A 19,960-nucleotide genomic window follows, 5' to 3' on the forward strand; every position below is an offset into this window, starting at 1 on the left:
AAAGTGTTACTGATTTTTCAAAAAACTAAATTGTTACAAAAATGAGCATTCGGATAAAACTCATCTTATTTATAAGCGGAATCATCATTATCATTGATGCCCTCAGTTGCATGTCATTCTTTTTTTACTCAAAAAAGAGATACCGCGTGGAACTGAGGTATTTTGGAGAGACACTGGTTAATTTGTTTAGCAGGGATAATGAAATACGATATGCCCTGGAATATGAACAGCCATTGCTCTTTGCGTCACCGGTAAGAAGGATAAAGGAATTTGACAGGGAAAACGTCGTGTGCTACATCAGCATTTCAAATGACAGGGAAAAGCTCTTTGAAGACAAAGCGACGTGGCTGGATATTGAAACAAACGAAATCCCCGGGAGGAACCATCAGGACGATACCTCTGATACAGACTACAGGGTAATCACCGTATCCGGGAAAAGATTCTATGAATATTTTACCCCTATCCGCGAAAGGCAGGTATTTTCAGGCGAGGGCCTTGCGGAGCAGATACTAAGCGAAGAATCGGTCAACAGGAAAAATATGCCGAAAGGGTTCGTGCAGGTGCTGTTATCCACCCACAGGTTAGATGAAAAAATACGCAGTGTTATCATATACAGCATTATGCCGGTAGGTATCGGCATTGTTTTTGGAGGTCTCGGCATTATGCTGCTTTTGACAAAATATATCGTGTCTCCTTTGCAGCATCTGACGAATGTTACCCTGGAGATAGCCGGAGGAAATCTTGACCGTAAGGTACACGCTTCCCATAATGATGAAATAGGGCAATTGTGCGATAATTTCAATCAGATGACTGATGCACTGAGAAACTCACACAACCATCTAACCGCCGAAATCGCCGATCATAAACGGGCAAAGGAACAGCTTCTGAAATTGTCCCAGGCCGTGGAACAGAGTTTCACGGCAATTGTCATTACCGATGTTGCCTGCGCTATAGAGCATGTTAATCCCAAGTTTACGGAGGTCACAGGCTATGCACGGGAAGAAGCCCTGGGGAATAAATTATTTGACCTGCTCTTATTCAATATGTCCGACGAAAGACACGAAAATATTATTACAATGGTGCTTTCCGGTGAAATATGGCGAAAGGAATTGGTTAATAGCAGAAAAGATGGTGAACAATTTTTTGCACAGGTAACCATTTCTGCAGTGCGGGGCGATGACGGATACATTATAAACTTTATCGGAGTCATAGAGGATATTACCGAAAGAAAGAAGTTTGAGGAGATGCTGGTCGTCATGGCGGAACACGACCCCCTTACCAACCTCTTTAATCGGCGCCGGTTTCAGGTGGAACTGGAATATTGGCTTGGATACAGCAAACGATACAACACGGGTGGGGCGTTGTTGTTTCTTGATATTGATAATTTTAAATATATTAATGATACGCTTGGCCATAAGGTGGGCGATGAAATACTGGTCGAGTTTGCAATACTCTTAAAAGAACGTGTACGCCCGAACGACATAATTGCCAGGCTTGGCGGCGATGAATTTGCCGTTATTTTGCCCAATACAAACGTTGATCACGCCCGGTCTTTTGCAGAACAAATAACACAGTCAGCGCAGAAACATTTCCGGGTGTTGAATGAACGCGGACATAATATTACAACAAGCCTGGGGATAGCGCTTTTCCCCGATCACAGCCTTGAAGCTGATGCGCTCCTTGCCTGCGCGGATATGGCCATGTATGGCGCAAAAGAGGCGGGCAAGAACCAGTGCTGCATATTTTCCCTTGAACAGAAACAGAATATCGAATCCAGGTTTTTGTGGGACAAGCGAATTCGTAGTGCTTTGGGAAAAGATGATTTTGAAATATACCTACAACCTATAGTAGATTTGCGGAGTAACGCTGTATTCGGCTACGAAGCATTGTTGCGAATGGTCGGCGAGAATGGAGAATTGATACCACCTGCCGAATTTCTCCCCTATGCCGAGAGACACGGCTCCATTCTTGATATTGATCGCTGGGTAGTGCGCAACGCCTTCCGGCTTTTTGTCAGATATAATATGCAGGAGAAAAAAGCAGTGCTCGAAATCAACCTCTCCGGTAAGGCAATTACCGATTCGGGAATGCTTTCTTTTATTAAAGAGGAGTTGTCCGCATCGCAGGCGGATGCGAGATACATAACATTTGAGGTTACGGAAAGCGCCGTCGTGGAAAATATAGAGTACGCCCGGTACTTTATGAATGACCTTTGCAACCAGGGTTTCCGGTTTGCGCTTGATGATTTTGGAATCGGATTTTGTTCGTTTACTTACCTCAAGCATCTTCCGGTAGATTTTCTGAAGATTGACGGAGGTTTTATTCGCAACCTGCCAGACAATCCGACAGATCAATGTTTTGTAAAGGCAATTGCTGATATCGGAAACGGACTGGAGAAAAAAATTATAGCTGAATTTGTAGAAAACAAACAGACCATTTCCTTGCTTAAGGAGATTGGAGTTGTCTACGGGCAGGGACACTTTTTCAGCAAGGCACTTTCCGCCTCTGAAATTTTTAAAACCTCCTCCTAACCCACACACTGGGGGGGGAAATGTTAAACTGGTACATTTGGGAGCTCGTAGAGACATGACATGCCATGTCTCTACGGGCTGCAACCAAATTCGAAATACGAATATCGAAATACGAAACAAATTCAAATGACCAAAAACCCAATGCTCCAAACTTCCGGTGTTGTTTCATTGGGATTTTGTATTTTGGAATTTGTCTCGTATTTCGTGCTTCGTGTTTAGTATTTTTTATCCACAATCATGGTATTGTTATTATGGAAAATTCGCAAAAACAGCCAAATAAATCTTCACCTGTAAAAAAACAACTTATTATTATCTTTTTTCTTACAACGGCTTTATTTGCCGGAATTGCAATAAAGGCAGGAAGAGATTACCATTGGTGGTTGCCGGAAACGGAAATCGTAAGCGTTCTTACCCCCGAAGACATAAAAACAAAAATCGATATTAATGAGTCCCCCTGGTATGAATTGTTATTATTGCCAAAAGTAGGAGAGGCAAAGGCAAAAGCAATTGTTGCCTATCGCGAAAAATATGGCAGATTTGAAAGCCTGGATGAATTGAGCCGCATCGACGGCATAGGAAAGAAGATAATAGCGTTATTAAAAGATTGCGCGATAGCAGGTACCGGCAGTGCGCATGTATCAGACAATCATGAATGAAATAACAACTAACGAAAATAGCCGTAAAGGAACCGGAATATCTGTTTTCAGACTAAACGATAGGAAAGTATGTGTTTATGTATGATTTTGAATTAATCTCCCCCTTCGAACCCGAAGGCGACCAGCCGGAGGCAATCCGCAAACTGGTGGAAAATTACAGGAAAAACGTCACATTTCAAACATTGCTTGGTGTTACAGGATCGGGCAAGACATTTACTATGGCAAATGTCATTGCTGCATTAGGAAAACCGACACTGGTTATGACTCACAATAAAACCCTTGCAGCGCAGCTTTACAGCGAATTTAAAGATTTTTTCCCTAAGAATGCGGTGGGGTACTTCGTGAGTTATTACGATTATTATCAACCCGAGGCATATATTCCGCAGCGTGATATTTATATTGAAAAAGAGGCAACGATTAACCAGGAAATTGACCGGTTACGATTGGCGGCGACCAGTGTCCTTATGTCGCGCAAAGACGTAATTATTGTCGCAAGCGTTTCCTGTATATATGGTCTTGGATCCCCGGCAGAATATCAGGAAATGTATCTGCATCTCAGCAAGGGCGATGAAGTAGAACGGGACACTGTTTTGAAAAAACTTATCAGTATTCAATACGAACGGAATGACAGCCATTTTAGACGCGGAACATTCCGGGTACGGGGGGATGTTATCGAAGTGTTTCCCGCCTACGAAGAGTTTGCGTACCGGGTGGAATTGTTCGGGGATGAGGTGGATAAGATTTCCATGATAGACCCTTTAACTGGCAATACATTGCAAAAAATAAAAGAGGTTTCTGTTTATCCTGCAAAGCATTTTGTCATGCCGGAAGAGAAAATAGAACGTGTTGTCCAATCAATTACCGCTGAATTAAATGACCGCCTTAAGGACCTTCGTTCCCGTGATAAGTTGTTGGAGGCGCAGCGTCTGGAAGCGCGGACGCGGTATGATATTGAAATGCTTCTGGAAATAGGGTATTGCCATGGCATTGAAAATTATTCAAGGCACATAAGCGGACGAGCGCCGGGAGAGCCGCCTTATACGCTGTTTGATTATTTCCCGAAAGATTTTTTCCTCATCGTTGACGAGTCCCATGTTTCAACGCCTCAAATTGCCGGCATGTATCATGGGGACAGGGCGCGTAAAGAAACGCTGGTTGAATATGGCTTCCGGTTGCCATCCGCCCTTGATAACCGTCCGCTGAGGTTTGATGAGTGGGAATCAAGGATTAAGCAGATACTTTTTGTTTCAGCAACCCCCGGCCCTTACGAACTGAAAAAATCTCAAAACAATATCGTGGAACAGATTATTCGCCCTACCGGCCTTGTGGATCCGATAATTTACGTAAAACCTGCAAAAACACAGGTCAATGATTTGATAACGGAAATTAAAAAAAGAACTTTGAGAAAAGAACGGACGCTTGTCACCACATTGACAAAACGGCTGGCGGAGGACTTAAGCGGGTATTTAAAGGAAGAGGGGATTAAGTGTATGTATCTGCACTCCGAGATTAATGCCATAGAAAGAGTCACTATTCTCAGGGAGTTGAGAATGGGGACGTTTGATGTATTAATTGGCGTCAATTTGTTACGGGAAGGATTAGACTTACCCGAGGTTTCTTTGGTGGCTATTCTTGATGCGGACAAGGAAGGTTTTCTCCGTTCGGAAACCTCCCTTATACAAACCATTGGCAGGACAGCCCGGAATGTCAACGCTGAGGTGATATTGTATGGGGATGAAATAACAAAATCCATGCGGCGGGCAATTGACGAAACCAACCGGCGCCGGGCAATTCAAAGCGCATATAATAAGGAACATAACATTACTCCCGCTACAATACAAAAGGAAATCAAAAAGGGGATAGAGTCCGATATTTCTTCGCATAAGATAGTCTATGAAGCCGTTGCGGAAAGCGAAGAAGAATACATTACCCAGGAGTACCTTAACGAATTGGAAGCCGAAATGCTGAAAGCCGCCGAGGAATTGGCGTTTGAGAGGGCGGCGGAATTAAGAGACAAGATACAACAGCTTAAAAAAAGTGTGTAGTAAAGATCAAACGGCATTTTATCGTAATTTGATAACGTAGGGGCAAAGCATTTGCCGGTTTAGGCATGAGCGCATGTCTGCCGGTTATCGCAAATGCTTCGCCCCTACATTTTGTTTCCAGACGTAAGCCAGTGGCTTTAGTCTGATTGAGTATATATGCTTTAAAATCCCAATCTCTTATCCAGTTTTAAAGGATGAAATTGTTTTCCCTGTGCGTGAAATGTCCGTAATGATCTTTTCAATATTTCCACACGGTAAGGCATAGGCGATAAATATTTCATCCGCCAGTTCTGCCATTAAGTGGTTCCTCTGGTTGGCCGTTTCTCTGGTAACTCGTTTAACCTTTTCATCAAATGGTGTAGCGATCAACAGTCTGTTTTTATCCAGGGCATCCTTTAATTCGGGCTCTAGTCTCTTTTTAAGACCTCTTGCCAGTGCAAGGATGATGGGCTGTGCGCCTTTGAGCAGGTAATGCAACACATCTTTCTCTATTTTGGAATGAAAACCTGATATGACACAAACGCCTTTTTCCCTTTGTGCAATTGCCCAGTCATACGATTTGAGGATGATATCAGCCGGGCATTTGCGGGAACATAAGAAGGCGATTTTGTGGTCTTTAAGTATCTGCTTATTCCCCATATAATTTATATTGTTTTGTGATAGGGGCGAAGCATTTTCCATGACAATGCCCGGAAGCGGTTTAATGGGCAAGGAAAATGCTTTGCCCCTACAGGCATCGTTTTGATTATTATTTGTTGTCGCCATTATTATGTCCCCTGCGGTATTTGATGTCGTAGTTCCGTAAGTATTACCCCATTGATTCTTAATGCAGAGAGCAGGTTAGTATTTTGTTCTTCTTTTGGGATGCAGTTATTTCTTTTTCAATTCTTAATCGGGATAGGCAATTCTTTTTGCTGATTTGGCAAGCACTCGCGATATCTTTTTAGTAATTTCGCCCTTTATCAAGGCGTGGGCATAGTTGGCGGGTTGCGGGTCATGCACACATTCTAGCCCCAATTCTCTTGGTTGTTGTGCTTTTAGATAATACAACCTAAATCTGTGTATATCTTGAATACTATCCTCGTAGGAGGTTAATCTTTCAACGTTTACAGAAAGGCCATACTCTCCTTTTTTTAATTGAAATGCACATGAGGTAAGCGTGCCATCATCCCTTACATAATTAGGATCAATAAAGGGAACTCTTCTCAGCAGATTATCATTATCCAGTATGGCTTCCATTAAAACAGTTCAAGTATTTGAGGCAATAAATGATCAAGCGCACCCTCTGAAATACAGGCATCGCCCTCATAAATCAAAACCTCATTTGAATTATCGGCATTGAAATATACTTCAGCCTCGTAATTTCCTTTTCTAAGCTCTACCACAATTTCCCCATTAGGTCCTGGAGCAACAAAGTAAACCGGAATTCCATGCGCATCAATGACTCTTATAAATGATAATGCATTAACAATGGCGCTTTCTGAAGGTTTTTCAGCTCCATAACTATCCCAATTATCTGCAAAATTTCTAAAACCTAAAATTTTTGAGGTAGCCTTCATGGCTGCATTACTTAATGAAGGCGTTTGTGGATAAATGTCTATAACAATGCTCGTATTCCATTCCTGTTGTTCGGTTTCGAATGCTTCTGAAAGATAAATAGAAGAGCTTGCGCAACGTTTTCTATATGGAGACGCTTCTTGTAAAGCTGTCATAAAACTTCCCCCTTGTCATTTCTTTAAATAACGGTGAAATAATCTCGTGTGCATGTGTGCACCATTTCGTCATTTCATTTCTAGTAAACCTGCCTTTTTTGACAATTGCTGTTTGCCAAACCAGTGTGGGATCATGGGTTTTTTTATCACTGCCTGTTGTTACGTTAATGTGCAAAGCAGACCCATCTTTTAACCCGAATGTTTGATTCAGGTTCAGACCTTCCATCGGACCGAGTGTGTCAAAATGGTTATGCAGTTCTATTTTCAGTGAATCATGTATAAAGGGTAATAAATTATCTTTGACGGTTACTTGATAATCTTTCAATTTTACAGCATCAATGTAGCGTAGGCTGCAAAAATTCAGGTTTATTTTTTGATTATATGCCTCAAATAGCTTATTGGTAGATTCTAAAATCAGTGGGAAAAAGGTATCCTTCCAACAATACTTTTTGTCGGTATCATTTACTGTAAAAATCCCGGGACCCAATTGCAGTACGGGCCAAATATCTTCACCTTTCCAAAACTGATAGATAACGGAATAGTTTAGTAAATCTGTTGGAAAATCATCGGGAATTTTACGTACTATGTGAGGAAAATCATTTTTTAGCAAGGTGGCCAATGTTCCTAAAGCAATAGCAAAACCCTCATCAAATTCCCGATTGCTGTCCGGATTTATATTTAAATCCCAGCGAATTTCAAATATCACTTCTTGTAAGGGTGCGTTAGGGAGTTTTTCGATATGTTCGTTATTCGATATCATATTTTATTAATAATACGATTTATTTGTTAATATAGGAATAGGGCTATTCCTATAGATTTATTGATCTTATACATTGTTTAACCTGAAATCAAGGATTGAGTATTGAAGAGAAATTAAAAAAAACACAAAAGCAAAAATCAATTATTACGAAAAATTTGATGGAATATTCCAATGAAATAAAACTTATTCTTTGTCTTCGTCTTCGTCTTCGTCTTCAAGTTCTTTGCCCATGCGGTATTAATATCATAGTTGATACCTTGTCCTGAGCCAAGCCGAAGGAATGAAGTCTAATTCCTCATCGGTGAAACCGTAGTGGCGAGCTAAACCGCAAACAAGCTGTTATTTAATGGAATGCGCCAATTCAATTTTAGAAAATGCTTTCATTAACATTCCTTCTATGTTTACAATGAACAATCCCATGGCAAAAGAAGTCCGTTGGGCTTTGGCACAAGTTTTTTGCAACGTGTTATCTGCCGGTGCAAACACATTTTCTAATAGAAGGACAAATTTATAATCTTCCGACCACATATCGTCTTCTAGTTTTCCCTCCTAAAATTATCCTCAATCTCATTTAGTCTTTCCCGGCACTGATTTATCATGTGTAAAACACATTTAGTACAGTAGAAAGAATCCTTGTACATACCATCTTTGACCTTAAGAACGAGTTGACCCTTCTGGATAGAATGGGCATCATCGTGATAGCATTTTCGCTTTCTGCCAGCGACATCAACCGAATGAGTCTTAAGCATGCTTTTGTATTTTGCCATTTCAGTTACCTTCCATTTTTTTTCTAATTTCAGACACCAGTTTATCAATAATTTCATCCATGTTGTCATGAGCATTTTTGAGTTGGTTTTCCGTGAGTAAATCTCGTTCCCGTGAGCAAACATGCAAGTATTCAAGGACTGCTCTATTAATTAAAATTATTGCCGCCGGAAGATTAGCAGATGCAGTTGTTGATGGAAAATGCTTTGGGAGGTCTAATCCACCAATCTTCAACTGAAGTTCATTTAATAGTTGCTTTGCTGCAGAACGTACTCTCTCATCAAGACGCCGCCTTGCTGCCTTTCTCGCTTCTTGTGGGGACACCTGAAGTTTACTGAGAGTTCCTCTTTTTTGTGCTTGTAAGTATGATTGCATGAGCTTAGTCTCTAATTCCTCACGAGACAAACCAAAAACTTCAAAATCAATCCCTCGCATTTGCATTGTCTGAATTAAGTCCTCGACAGCTATTCTGGTGTCTTCTGGTACAAAATGATCCTGAACAAAATGTACGATGGCCTCTTCAATTACCTCCATTTCAGGTCTGAAGCGTTTGCGACTTGGAGCAGGGTCTTTTTCACTGCTTTTATGAAGAATGAACTCATGCTTACCAAATGCAAGTTCTGCAAAGAATGCCTCATCATCTTGGTCAAATTCCTTTAACTCATTCCACCACCGGTCAACATTGAGGCCAACATGAGAAACAACAAAACCACGATTAGCTGGATGACCAGGAGCGTTTTGTTTAATAACACGCATTACACGACCCACGAATTGAACGTATGGCATCAAATGCCTGTAAGGCCTGAATATCGCAGCTACGCTTAAGTTTGGATAATCTGCACCTTCACCAAGCATTTGGACTTGTACTATTGCATCAATACTTTTTGTTTGTAGCTTATTTCTAACCTTATATTGTTCTTCTTCTGGCAGATTACTGTGTATAATTTCTGTTCGAATGTTCCTCTCGGTGTATAAAGCCCTAATTGAATTTGCATGGTCAATTGAGCATGCAACGGCTATTATTTGGTGCACTTCCCCACTTTCTTTCAATTCTTGCAGGCTTTGGATGGAAGCATCAACAATGCTTTCGTTACATTCACGAGACAGTGCTACGCCTTTACTAAACCAATCTTTTTCCCGTAACATCAGGACGTCGTTTAGCCCAACTTTTCGGTTCTCGCCTTTGTAGGTAAAATAGATTTCTTGAGGCTCTAGCATACGAGAGGCAATGTCCTTGATGTACCCATCTCTTATCGCTTTCGCGATAGGAAAACGGTAGATTCTTTCTCCCTCAACCTTCTTCCCATCGGCTCTGAGTGGTGTTGCTGTGAAACTGACCTTCTTTGCATCGGGAAACTTGTTTAGCACTTCTTGCCAAGTCGGGGCAACATTATGGTGTGCCTCATCGATAAGTATCATATCAAAGAAATCTGGCGCAAGCATTTTAATCCATTTCTTTGAACTTTTGGTTGTAAGCTGCTGAATGTTAGTAACTACGATATCAGCACCATCGCAGTCGTGTATGCTAGCCTCGCTGTCGAGGTAGGCACAGGTAGGGCCATACCCGTTTGAGAGAACACCAAATCTCCGAAGAAAACTGCCACCGCAACTATAATCAAAATTGTCGTGTAGATTTCTTCTAATTTCAAGATTCGGCGCTATTGCCAAAACGCGCCCAGAACTTACGTGAAAGGGTAGCAAAGACATTGCCCCCGTTTTACCACACCCAACTGGAAGTTGAATTATCGCATGGTCGGAATAAGATTCGAAGTACCTCTTCGCAGCATAATATGCTTCTTTCTGCGGTACCCTAAGCCTATCGTTCTTCTCAATATTCGGTGCTAGCGTTTGAAAAGGGTTGGCTCTCAATGTTACTGCAGGAATTCGTGTTAGCTCTTTCTCAATCCATTGTTTGGTATCAGGTAAAGTGGAGAGTGATAATGCATGCCTAAATACCTTTACTGCTTCAGAATAACGGCGGGAATCACAGAGACAACTAGCCTGGCTAATGAAATTGATAACTGCATTTTCCACTTCACCTTTAGTCAAATATGCTCTGGCTATGATAGCCTCAAATACCGCAACTTCAGAACCTAGGTGGAAGATATCGCGATTATTTTTACTGAGCTTTGCATACTCAAGGGCAAGGAGTTTAGCATTTTTTTCTTTCTTGAGTTCATTTAGGTCCATTGTCACTCCTCACTTCTCTGGTAATACCATAGCCTTGCCTTTGAATCTTTGTATATGGCCACACAGACATACCCTGGTCTGCGAAATGGATTCTCAAGTAACTGCACAGATTTTTTTGCGCATATTTCTTCAATGTCGCCGTTCTGCTGACCACTTACTTCAATCATTTCTTCTCTTTCTCCGATCCAATAGTCGGCTTTTTCTCCTCGACGAGTTACCTCCGTGATTTCTCGATTGACGTTCAAATGCAAGAGTATACAACTGAGGCCAAGAGTCGCGAACTCAGTGATAACTGGTTCTTGGTAGGTGTTAATGCATTTATTATAGTCATCTCTAAGTCCTGACCAATTTAAATTAACATCCGTCTCAGTAGCCTCTAAGGCTGATGACCGGTAACTATTTCGCAAAGTTTTATGCCCATCTGTATAACGTTCTGTTCCTAAGAGTCTTCTGACTAAAGGAGAACGAAAATCCTCTGCACGAATTCTCGGATGATGATTGTGCAGTTCGTTCACATTAACTACGTTGTTATTGTCAGGGTCTAAAACATTTCGTCGATTCATTTACGCTCCCTTGAAGTTATCTTGAAATTTAATACGGTCTTTATTTGCAATAAATGATACATGGTCGTTTATATCTATACTCAACGTTTTCATATCTTCGCTCACACGAACAAATAACTCGTTTGTATCCGAAATACTTCGCTTTTCGTCCACTTTTTGGATGATATCCGAAGTATTTCTAACATTTACAAACTGGTTGAAGACTAAAGGCTCTTGCCTTGACAATTTATGGCACTTTTAATTTCCTCCTTTCTTCCTCTCTTCCTCGCTCATAACCTCATGCTGAACTTGATTCAGTATCCGTTTGTGAACGCAATTTCTGGTAAACCACTTGCTTTGTCTGAAACAGAGTTTAGAAACCCCTATGCAATCTCAATCCTCTACGTCCAGTTCTTTGCCCATACGGTATTTAATGTCGTAGTTGATGATGAAGTCTAATTCCTCATCGGTGAAACCGTAATGTTGGGCTAATACTTTGTCTATTTCGTCTATGATGGGTTTTGAGAGCCTTGGATAAAATTCTTGATAAGTAATGCTTCCTGTTTTTGCTGAGACCTTTTCCTTGAATTGACTATTATTTTTGTAGTCAACCATTAATTCATCACAAAGCTTCGAAAGCATTTTTAAATTCTCTGGTTTTAAATCAGCAACTGAAAATGGAAATTCTTTTAAGTCGCTTGGATTCAAATCTCTACAATTAGTTGTAAGAATAAAGTACCAATAAAATAGACTACTACTCAATATTGAAATAATTGCCTTTTTATTAGACTCTGACTTAAAAAATAAATAATTTTCTCGACTTGAGATAGCTTTGACTCCATTCAAAATGAAATTAGGGCTAAAATCCGTAAATATTTTCCAATATCTACCGCCACCTATTCGATAGAAAATTTTATGTTGCCCTTCTCTTTGTAAATCAAAAGCTAATATTTTCCCCCTCTTCTTTAATTTTTTTAAAATATCATTCTCAATTTTGTAACCGATTTTAGGAATTACGTAATCTTTAGCCTGCAATGAATTTTCACTATAAATGAGTTTTTCGAACAAAATCGATCTCTCTTCGGACTTCCATTTTATAAAAAAAGTCGTATGGATTGATTCAAAGTTTTTCTTAGGTGAAATAATGAAAATTGTAAGCAAGACTTCTGCTCCAGTAAATAGTTTACTTGGACGTTCGGCAAAGTTGCTCAACCAAACTTCTTTTGAATCAAAAGACAGTTTTTGTATACACTCCATCCGTTGTGTACAAATAACACTTATTGGTACAATAAGGCTAAAATAACCTTTTTCGGAAATTATTCTTCTTGACCTTTCACAAACAAAGCCAAATAAGTTTCCGCATTCCTGAACACTATAATTGTTTAGGGTGTAATCTTTTCTTACTTTTGAATACTCCACATACGGCGGATTGCCAATAACCACACCGAACCCGCCTTTTTCTTGTATGGTTTCATAAAATTCCGCAAACCAGTGGAAGGGTTGATGGCTGGCCTTCCATTTTTCAAGGTCCTTTGGTTTCCCCTCTATATCAATTTTATAGAGCTGCGCGAGATAGATATTTAACGTATCATTTAACTTTCTCAACCGCTCCTCTAAATCCTTCTTTGCGCCGCTCATTGCGGGACTGTCAATTATCACCTGTGAATTTTTAAAATTCTCGTACGCCATTTTTATCATTTCTGCCTGTTCTTTTATCGATTCGATTTCCTTCTTTGAGAAAAGACGGCCTTTTGCCTTTTCCACTTCTTCAAGTCTTGCAAAGCCCACAAGCGTATTGCCTGACCGGATATTGAAGTCAATATCAGGCAGCGGCTCTAATCCCAGATTCGGCTTTTTATAGTCCACGTCCACCGTTGCCACCAGTTTCAGGAATAACCTCAGCTTGGCAATTTCTACCGCCTCATGCATGATGTCAACGCCGTAGATGTTTTTTAAAATGATGTTCTTATAAATGAAATATTGGAGACTGGGGTGTTCGAGTGATTTAACTGCCGCTAAGGTTTCCTGGAAGAATTTGTATTTTGACACACCCTTTTGCCCCTTATCAGGAGTAGAATTTTTGGCATCTGTCATAAATGCCTCCATACGCTGAATGCATGCCTCGTATAACGGTTCAAGGATGTTGATTGCGGCAAAAAGGAAAGCGCCTGAACCGCAGGTGGGGTCAAGTATGGATATGTTTGTTAAGGCTTTATAAAAGTGTCTGATTAATTCAGGATCATCAGTGCTTTCGATTACATCCTGAGCAAATTGCCGGATGTTAAGGTTGTATGTGATAAGGTCGTTTATCTCGTGTATTTCACCGTTTTCAATCTTTTGCGTTGTCTCTGCATAACGTTTCCTTCGTTCAACCACCTCACGCCATATTTCAGTGGGAAGTCCATATTCCGGCGGGGTGGGTTTATTCCATGCTGTGCGTTTGGAAACGTCATTCAGTCCGGCAGCAATTTCAGATGGCAACGGTAATTGTGGTGGTAATGGTAGGGGCGAAGCATTCTCTGGTGTGTGCGATGGTTGTAGAGAATCGTTCCGCTGTTCTGCGGATAAATGTTGTGCGGGTTGTGACAGAGAATGCTTCGCCCCTACGGGAATAACGATGCCGTGTTTTACAGCATCATACAGGTATTTATCAGGTTCTGTTTGCAGGAATCTCCATATTTCGGCATCGGGGTTTAGCGCTTTGGGATAAGTTCTTTTTACCTCATCGAACAGGTAAGGGATTACGCAGTTTTTACTGATGTAGTCCGTAATGTCCTCTTTGGTATAATATGCCCCCATAGATGCCCGGTCGTTGATGTATTTTTCAAATATGTAACCAATTACATCGGGATTTATGTCTTTACCTGTGGCGGTAATGCGTGTATCCAGGTGCCATTCATACTGGTCAAAGAAGCTGAATACCTGCTCAAATGCCTCATCTGCTATCTCAATGTTGTCATAGTTTTGCTCTATGTGGTGAACATCAAACAAGCCGCCGTTGAGATACGGCACAATGCCGATTTCATTGGTGATCTCTGGCGTTCTTTCATACGAACCCAGTCCCTTATGGAAAAGGATGAGCAGGAAGTTTCTATAAAATGAGTAAAACCTATTCTTGCCCCTTTTCTCCTGTGTGGCTTTCAGCCTGTTTTTCAGGTAGTCTTTGTCATTATCTAAAAACCCTTTTTTCTGGATAAAGTAGATGAACATCAGGCGGTTCAGCATCAGGGATGCATACCAATCCTTATCTACATTTTCGCTGATGCCCTTGATGAAATCTAAAAATGAGGTGTGTTCTTTTTTGAACTGGTCGTAAAAACGCTTTGTAACTTTTTCGGCATTGGCGTTGAATTGCTCTTGTATGAGGGATTTAACGTCCACGATGCGGATCTTTTCCTCATCATCTATGGAAAAGAAAAGGCCCTTGAGTTTCTGGAACAATAGTTCCGGTTCCTGATGTATGTAGTAATGCGTCTCCCTTACAGCCAATGGTTTTCCTTGTTCACGGATTACCAGTTGCCAGATTTGGTGTTTTTGAGAAAGATCGCTAAAGATGATGAGGTGTTCAAAATAGAGTTTGGTAATGGCGCTGTCTATTTTTTTTCTGATGTGATAATCGGGCATCTTGCCATGATTACCTGGAAAGCAGGCAAAGATCACAAAGCCTTTTTTTTCTGCCACGGCCTCCAAATTGTACGTTTCGTTTTCAACGACTACAGATTCTTTTTTCCGTACATTGTCCCACCCCAGTTCATTAAAAAGCTCTTTGAATTGATAGTTTTTTATGAGATGTTTAAAACGTGTTTTGTCTATGGAGGTATTCATTTTCTTGATTTATTATAATTGCCGTATCTGGTATAGGGGCGAAGCATTTGCCTGCGTATGGTTTAACTCGTTCAACAGAGTGGAGTCGGCGCGTGTACCGTATTTACATCCTTATCTTCTATGCAGGCAAATGCTTCGCCCCTACGTTTTAGGGTTGTTTTTTAATTAGCCCTAAAGAACAAATAATTTGAGGTTCTTTGTATGTTTTTTCCTCTTCTTTTGTATTACATAATTTATCTTCATCTCTCAGTGATACGACCAGGTTTGCCAGGTCTTCATCAGATATGCCCGCCTTTAACTGCCTGTTTAATGTTTCCCGTGCGAATTCTTTCAGCGGGAATTTATATATATCGTCTATAGCCCTTTTCATTGCATCATTTACAAACAGGGTACCTTTGTATTCCTCATAATGGCGGTTCAATCGCATATATGTTCTATATCGGGCGCTTGATTTTTTGCCTAACTGGCCGCCAATGGTGCTCTCAACTTGTATGATATGCTCTATTCCTTTTTCCACCAGCTTGTGATGATTATCCAATTTAAATAATGGCGTTGTATCAGGATTGCATTCTGCCGCCCTTAGAATAACAAGTTGCGATTGTGTAATAATTTCACCCTTTCTGTCTACCCATATTAAAACATCATTGTCATCTGCCGTTCTTGTGTAAACAACAACCCCGTCATCTATTTTCTCATCTTCGTGTTTCAGTGATTTCGTGGCATAGATTACATGAGGCAAATCAGGGATTGTTTTTTTCAAGGTTGGGTCGGCATCGGTGGCATTTTTCCATATCTGATAAGCATAGGACGCCAAATCAACTTCTGTATCGTCTTCTTCATCGAGTATGCCCTGTTTTTCGTTATAAAAGTCGTGAATTCTAACCGGGTCACCGTCAAAAAATACCTCATCAGAACCAACCACCTCAGCGTTTTCCTTTATTCTCTTTCCAAGCCTGCCTCTTAATTTTATAATTTTTTCTATACCATCCTCAGGTAAAAATGAATAGCAGAGTATTTTGTCTGACTTCTGCCCGATTCGGTCTACCCTTCCTGCCCTTTGAATAAGCCGGATTATAGCCCAGGGCAGATCATAATTGACGATGATATGTCCGTCCTGCAGGTTTTGACCTTCACTTAAGACATCGGTTGTTATTAAAACCCTTATCTCATCGCGGGCATTTGCGATTTCTTTTTTGTTATTGCTTACCGGGCTAAATCTATATGCAAACGTTGTAGGGTCTTCACTATCGCCCGTAACACATTCTATTTGATGTACGTTTCTCTTTTTCAATTCATCATGTAAGTAATATGCGGTATCTGAGAATTGTGTGAATATCAAAAGTTTTCCTTTCGGATATTTATTTGCGCAAAGATCATATAATGCGTTTAATCGCCTGTCATCAGCGGGGTTCCAGTCCTTGCCTATCTTTAATATTTTTAGAATTTCTTTACTGTCATTGATTAATATATTTTTCAATGTATTTTCAAAGAAACCGCTTCTGATCCAGTCAAAACGGTTATGATAGTTGGTTTCATATAATGTATAAATCTTCTTAGCCTGTGCATAGTAACCCTCTTCATCAAGTAAAATCTTCATTGTGCCTTCGTTTGTGCCTGCATTATCGAAGTCAACATCATCCAGAAATTCATCAAGCATATTTGCTTCCTGAGCGCCTATTGGGAGCAGCAGGTTGTTCTCTAATGCATAAACATAAATATAATTACGCAGAATATGGCGGCTTAATGATACCAGAAAAGAATAACCACTGCTTTCTAACCTTTTAAAGAGATTTGTCCTGCAAAAGCCCATGAGCCGCCTGCCTGCATGAGATAGATTATCCTGTATAACTGTTTCTTCTTTTGTTGGTTTAAGGGTGGTCTTTTTATCAAGATAATTACCCAGTCCGTATCTCGGAAGATTTAGACTGTTAATGGTATCTACAACTGTGTCAGAATATAATTTTGCATATTGGTCTTTCGGGTCGTTGTGGTTAAAATCGTATTCAACCTTTTTCGGTACCCTGTCGGGGAAATAGGAACGACTGCCGTCTGAAAACAGGAGATATTTCCTGCCGTTGACAGGGTCTGTTTCCGCATAATTCTGTTTAATAAAACTTCTTGGCCTTCTTACCATATATAACCGCATCAGTTCCCGCCAATCATCAGCGTAGGAGCTTTTTTCGAATGCGGGTAATGTTGTTGCAGAGTACTGATATTTAGCCATAAATTGAACCCTGCCGCCTATACTTTCGATAAACTTTTCGGGGCTGATACCTAAATCTTTATCTTCCTGAATAAAAAGGCGAAGTTGATTGGATAAATCAAGGTACGTTTTATTATACGGTGTAGCAGAAATCATAATGACTTTGCTCTCGTTAATCTGGATGTATTCCTGAATAGCCCTGTATCGTTTGCCTTCCCTGTTTCTTAAATTATGGCTCTCGTCAATGATGATTAATCGGTATCTTCTTAGTTTTGGCAGAACAGACTGGACTTGTGTAATGGGCAAGACCTTTGCCCGTAATTGGTATGTATGCGCGTAATCCTCCCACATGTTTGTCAGGTTTTTCGGGCAGATTATAAGCGTTTCGAGGAAAAAGTCTTCTTCGAATATCTTTGCCAAAGCCGTTGCTGTAAGGGTTTTCCCAAACCCAACAACATCGCCAATTAAAACGCCGTCTCTTTTGTTCAGGTAATGCGCGGCGATTGAAACAGCCTTTTGCTGGAAGCTATGTAATTTCTCTTGAAGTATCTTTGGGATTTTAAATTCTGTTAACCCCGCACGCGCCTCACGGGATAAGTGGTAGGCAATTTTTAGATAGATGTGAAAAGGCGAAACCAATCTGTCAGCAGCCCAGCTATTATCAATTATCTCTGCTAATTCTCCGGATATATCTATGCACCATCTGTCATTCCATCTGTCTTCAAACCATTTTGTCAGCTTTAATGCTGCATCTTGTTCCAAAACGTCAACATTTAATTCACCCTGATGAAGCAGTCCGGCAAGGGTTAAATTGCTGCTGCCCAGGTAACCGATAATGGGACTTATTTTGTCGTCTCTGAATAATAGGTATAATTTGGCGTGTAATGTGTGTCTTAGAAAAAGTTTAACAAGTACCTTTTTGTCTTTTATCTGTTGAGATAACCTTCTTAAACCAATCTCGTCTTCATCTGTGGGAATGCCAATGGTTAATTGATCTTTAAATTCCTGCGCTAATTTCTTCCTTATGGTGGATGCCGTCTGATTGTCAATAATAGCATGTTCAGCTTTACAGAAATACTCCCGTATGATTTCAAGCGGAGGTTTTTGCATCCCTATGAGCAACCTGCAACAATTCCCCTCATCCCCTTTTAAATTGTCTATATGAACTGCAACCTGTTTCCACCCTCTTAAATTGAAATAACCAACACAAAAGTCGCCCCTGTAAGACACCTCCAGGGTATTGTTTAATCCCTGAACTAAATGGTTTTCGATGTTATCAAATATTTTTGGCAAGGTATTTATATCCCGAATGACAATGAATGATAAAATGATAGGAAATTGCTTTTTCTCTGTGGGGGGGATATTAAAACAAAAATGATTAATAAAGCAAGTATTTTATTCTTTGTAAGAGTGTAGTTTTTTGAAAAATTCCAATAATAGCGATGTTTGCCTAATAGTGTAGGAGCGAAGCATTTGCCGTAAATTGTCATAAATGCCTTCATACCCAAACGGGCAAATGCTTCGACCCTACTTTTTCAAAAACTAAAGTGTTACCAATATTCAATTCTACAGAAATAAGGATATGCGGGGTATTCCCGGCAAAGTAATTGAATGGGATGGTTTTACTGTAAAAATCAAATACAATCATATATATTTAATTGACATTTTCAATTCCTGGAAAGTTCTCGAAAATCTACTAAAAAATATTGGATTAGAAAAACCACACCCAGGGCAATCCAGCTGGCCACAAAAAGCTTGGCGGCCAATTTATTCGTTATGCAAAACCTTTTTAATGTCGGGTCACAATGAACGGACTGATTAAATTGCTCATCAAATCCCTATCCCTTACAGTAGTGTTGGTGTTTGTAGGAATTTCCCTATCACATGCTGCTGAGTTGCAGAAACTCACTAATGCCAAATTGATAAATAACCCGGCAAATGATGGCGATAGCTTCTTTGTGGAAGCTGATGGAAAACCTCTCCATATCAGGCTTTATTTTGTTGACTGTCCTGAAACTTCAGCCGGCTCTAAAAGCGATGCGCAGCGAGTAAGGGAACAAATGCGCTATTTCGGATTGCCTGGCGTAGAACGCACTATTCATTTTGGCAATGAAGCAAAAATTTTTGCAGAAAGTATCCTTGCGAAACCTTTTACTATTCATACAGCCTTTGCAAGTGCCTTGGGAAGGTCAGCCAAAGGCCGCATATATGGGTTCATCACTACATCCGATGGAGATGATTTTGCGAGTCTACTCGTTAAAAAGGGTTTTGCCCGCACTTATGGTATAGGCAGAGAAACACCCGATGGAGTATCACGTGCTGAAATGATTGAAAGACTTCGGGATCTTGAGATTTCGGCCATTTTGAAACGTGTTGGTATTTGGTCGGTTTGTGACCCGGATCAGATTGCTGAACTTCGTTCAAAGCAACGTAGTGAAGATCAGGAATTAAAGGAATTACAAGGCCAGGTTAAAAAAGCACTCTCCCCCCAAAGCTTGCTTGACCTAAACACTGCCAGTAAAGAAGAGCTTCAATCTATCAAAGGAATCGGTCCTGTTCTTGCAGAAAGAATTATAGCCGGTCGCCCCTATAGAGCCGTAGATGATTTGCTAAAAGTGAAAGGAATTAGCACTAAAACACTTGAAAAGATTCGTCCTTATGTTGCGGCAGGTAAAGAGTAGAGGAAAAACAGTCCCCAGTCTTCAATCTGCCGACTGTATTAAAAATTTTG

Annotated in this window: 13 protein-coding genes; 4 read left to right on the forward strand and 9 right to left on the reverse strand. The window is 40.5% G+C overall.

The window, feature by feature from the left end:
- The first annotated feature begins 146 nt into the window (after nt 1–146).
- The 3 genes from KSMBR1_RS09320 (at nt 147) to uvrB (ending at nt 5,232) form a co-directional block, all read left to right on the forward strand.
- Nucleotides 147–2,531: an EAL domain-containing protein gene (locus KSMBR1_RS09320; protein WP_164994384.1), complete on the forward strand. Its 2,385-nt coding sequence runs from the start codon at nt 147–149 to the stop codon at nt 2,529–2,531.
- Between the two features lie 251 nt (nt 2,532–2,782).
- Complete coding sequence (locus tag KSMBR1_RS09325) at nt 2,783–3,187, forward strand: ComEA family DNA-binding protein (RefSeq protein ID WP_099327021.1); 405 nt, start codon at nt 2,783–2,785, stop codon at nt 3,185–3,187.
- A 77-nt stretch (nt 3,188–3,264) separates the two neighbouring features.
- Entirely contained in the window at nt 3,265–5,232 is a 1,968-nt protein-coding gene (uvrB, locus tag KSMBR1_RS09330; RefSeq protein ID WP_099325082.1) for an excinuclease ABC subunit UvrB, read from the forward strand.
- A 177-nt stretch (nt 5,233–5,409) separates the two neighbouring features.
- Here uvrB and KSMBR1_RS09335 read toward each other — a convergent pair whose 3' ends face one another.
- The 9 genes from KSMBR1_RS09335 to KSMBR1_RS09385 form a co-directional block, all read right to left on the reverse strand.
- On the reverse strand, nt 5,410–5,997 hold the full coding sequence (locus KSMBR1_RS09335) for a DNA-processing protein DprA (protein ID WP_197705390.1): 588 nt from the start codon (nt 5,995–5,997) through the stop codon (nt 5,410–5,412).
- Nucleotides 5,998–6,120: 123 nt separating this feature from the next.
- Nucleotides 6,121–6,471: a hypothetical protein gene (locus KSMBR1_RS09340; protein WP_099325083.1), complete on the reverse strand. Its 351-nt coding sequence runs from the start codon at nt 6,469–6,471 to the stop codon at nt 6,121–6,123.
- Nucleotides 6,471–6,944, reverse strand: a complete 474-nt coding sequence (locus tag KSMBR1_RS09345) for a hypothetical protein (RefSeq protein WP_099325084.1) — start codon at nt 6,942–6,944, stop codon at nt 6,471–6,473. Before KSMBR1_RS09345 ends, KSMBR1_RS09340 begins: the two co-directional genes overlap by 1 nt.
- Nucleotides 6,913–7,704 (reverse strand): TIGR04255 family protein, encoded by a 792-nt coding sequence (locus KSMBR1_RS09350; RefSeq protein ID WP_099325085.1) that lies wholly within the window; start codon nt 7,702–7,704, stop codon nt 6,913–6,915. The genes KSMBR1_RS09345 and KSMBR1_RS09350 overlap by 32 nt, the downstream gene beginning before the upstream one ends.
- Before the next feature lie 339 nt (nt 7,705–8,043).
- Nucleotides 8,044–8,232: a hypothetical protein gene (locus KSMBR1_RS09355; RefSeq protein ID WP_099325086.1), complete on the reverse strand. Its 189-nt coding sequence runs from the start codon at nt 8,230–8,232 to the stop codon at nt 8,044–8,046.
- Between the two features lie 240 nt (nt 8,233–8,472).
- Nucleotides 8,473–10,659 carry a DEAD/DEAH box helicase gene (locus KSMBR1_RS09365; protein WP_099325088.1) on the reverse strand — a complete coding sequence of 729 codons (2,187 nt, stop codon included), beginning with the start codon at nt 10,657–10,659 and terminating at the stop codon, nt 8,473–8,475.
- 2 nt (nt 10,660–10,661) lie between these two features.
- Nucleotides 10,662–11,222: a hypothetical protein gene (locus KSMBR1_RS09370; protein ID WP_099325089.1), complete on the reverse strand. Its 561-nt coding sequence runs from the start codon at nt 11,220–11,222 to the stop codon at nt 10,662–10,664.
- Between the two features lie 372 nt (nt 11,223–11,594).
- On the reverse strand, nt 11,595–15,026 hold the full coding sequence (locus tag KSMBR1_RS09380) for an Eco57I restriction-modification methylase domain-containing protein (protein ID WP_099325091.1): 3,432 nt from the start codon (nt 15,024–15,026) through the stop codon (nt 11,595–11,597).
- 148 nt (nt 15,027–15,174) lie between these two features.
- Nucleotides 15,175–18,522, reverse strand: coding sequence for a helicase-related protein (locus KSMBR1_RS09385; protein ID WP_099325092.1), 3,348 nt, complete (start codon nt 18,520–18,522; stop codon nt 15,175–15,177).
- Nucleotides 18,523–19,034: 512 nt separating this feature from the next.
- Here KSMBR1_RS09385 and KSMBR1_RS21970 point away from each other — a divergent pair.
- Nucleotides 19,035–19,910 carry a helix-hairpin-helix domain-containing protein gene (locus tag KSMBR1_RS21970; protein WP_099325094.1) on the forward strand — a complete coding sequence of 292 codons (876 nt, stop codon included), beginning with the start codon at nt 19,035–19,037 and terminating at the stop codon, nt 19,908–19,910.
- The last annotated feature ends 50 nt before the right edge of the window (nt 19,911–19,960 follow it).

The organism is Candidatus Kuenenia stuttgartiensis, assembly GCF_900232105.1.
GTDB lineage: Bacteria > Planctomycetota > Brocadiia > Brocadiales > Brocadiaceae > Kuenenia > Kuenenia stuttgartiensis_A.

Coding starts and splice junctions, on each gene's coding strand:
- KSMBR1_RS09355 (WP_099325086.1), bottom strand. CDS start 8,232: ATGTGGTCGGAAGATTATAAATTTGTCCTTCTATTAGAAAATGTGTTT.
- KSMBR1_RS09370 (WP_099325089.1), bottom strand. CDS start 11,222: ATGAATCGACGAAATGTTTTAGACCCTGACAATAACAACGTAGTTAAT.
- KSMBR1_RS09340 (WP_099325083.1), bottom strand. CDS start 6,471: ATGGAAGCCATACTGGATAATGATAATCTGCTGAGAAGAGTTCCCTTT.
- KSMBR1_RS21970 (WP_099325094.1), top strand. CDS start 19,035: ATGAACGGACTGATTAAATTGCTCATCAAATCCCTATCCCTTACAGTA.
- KSMBR1_RS09335 (WP_197705390.1), bottom strand. CDS start 5,997: ATGGCGACAACAAATAATAATCAAAACGATGCCTGTAGGGGCAAAGCA.
- uvrB (WP_099325082.1), top strand. CDS start 3,265: ATGTATGATTTTGAATTAATCTCCCCCTTCGAACCCGAAGGCGACCAG.
- KSMBR1_RS09325 (WP_099327021.1), top strand. CDS start 2,783: ATGGAAAATTCGCAAAAACAGCCAAATAAATCTTCACCTGTAAAAAAA.
- KSMBR1_RS09380 (WP_099325091.1), bottom strand. CDS start 15,026: ATGAATACCTCCATAGACAAAACACGTTTTAAACATCTCATAAAAAAC.
- KSMBR1_RS09350 (WP_099325085.1), bottom strand. CDS start 7,704: ATGATATCGAATAACGAACATATCGAAAAACTCCCTAACGCACCCTTA.
- KSMBR1_RS09365 (WP_099325088.1), bottom strand. CDS start 10,659: ATGGACCTAAATGAACTCAAGAAAGAAAAAAATGCTAAACTCCTTGCC.
- KSMBR1_RS09345 (WP_099325084.1), bottom strand. CDS start 6,944: ATGACAGCTTTACAAGAAGCGTCTCCATATAGAAAACGTTGCGCAAGC.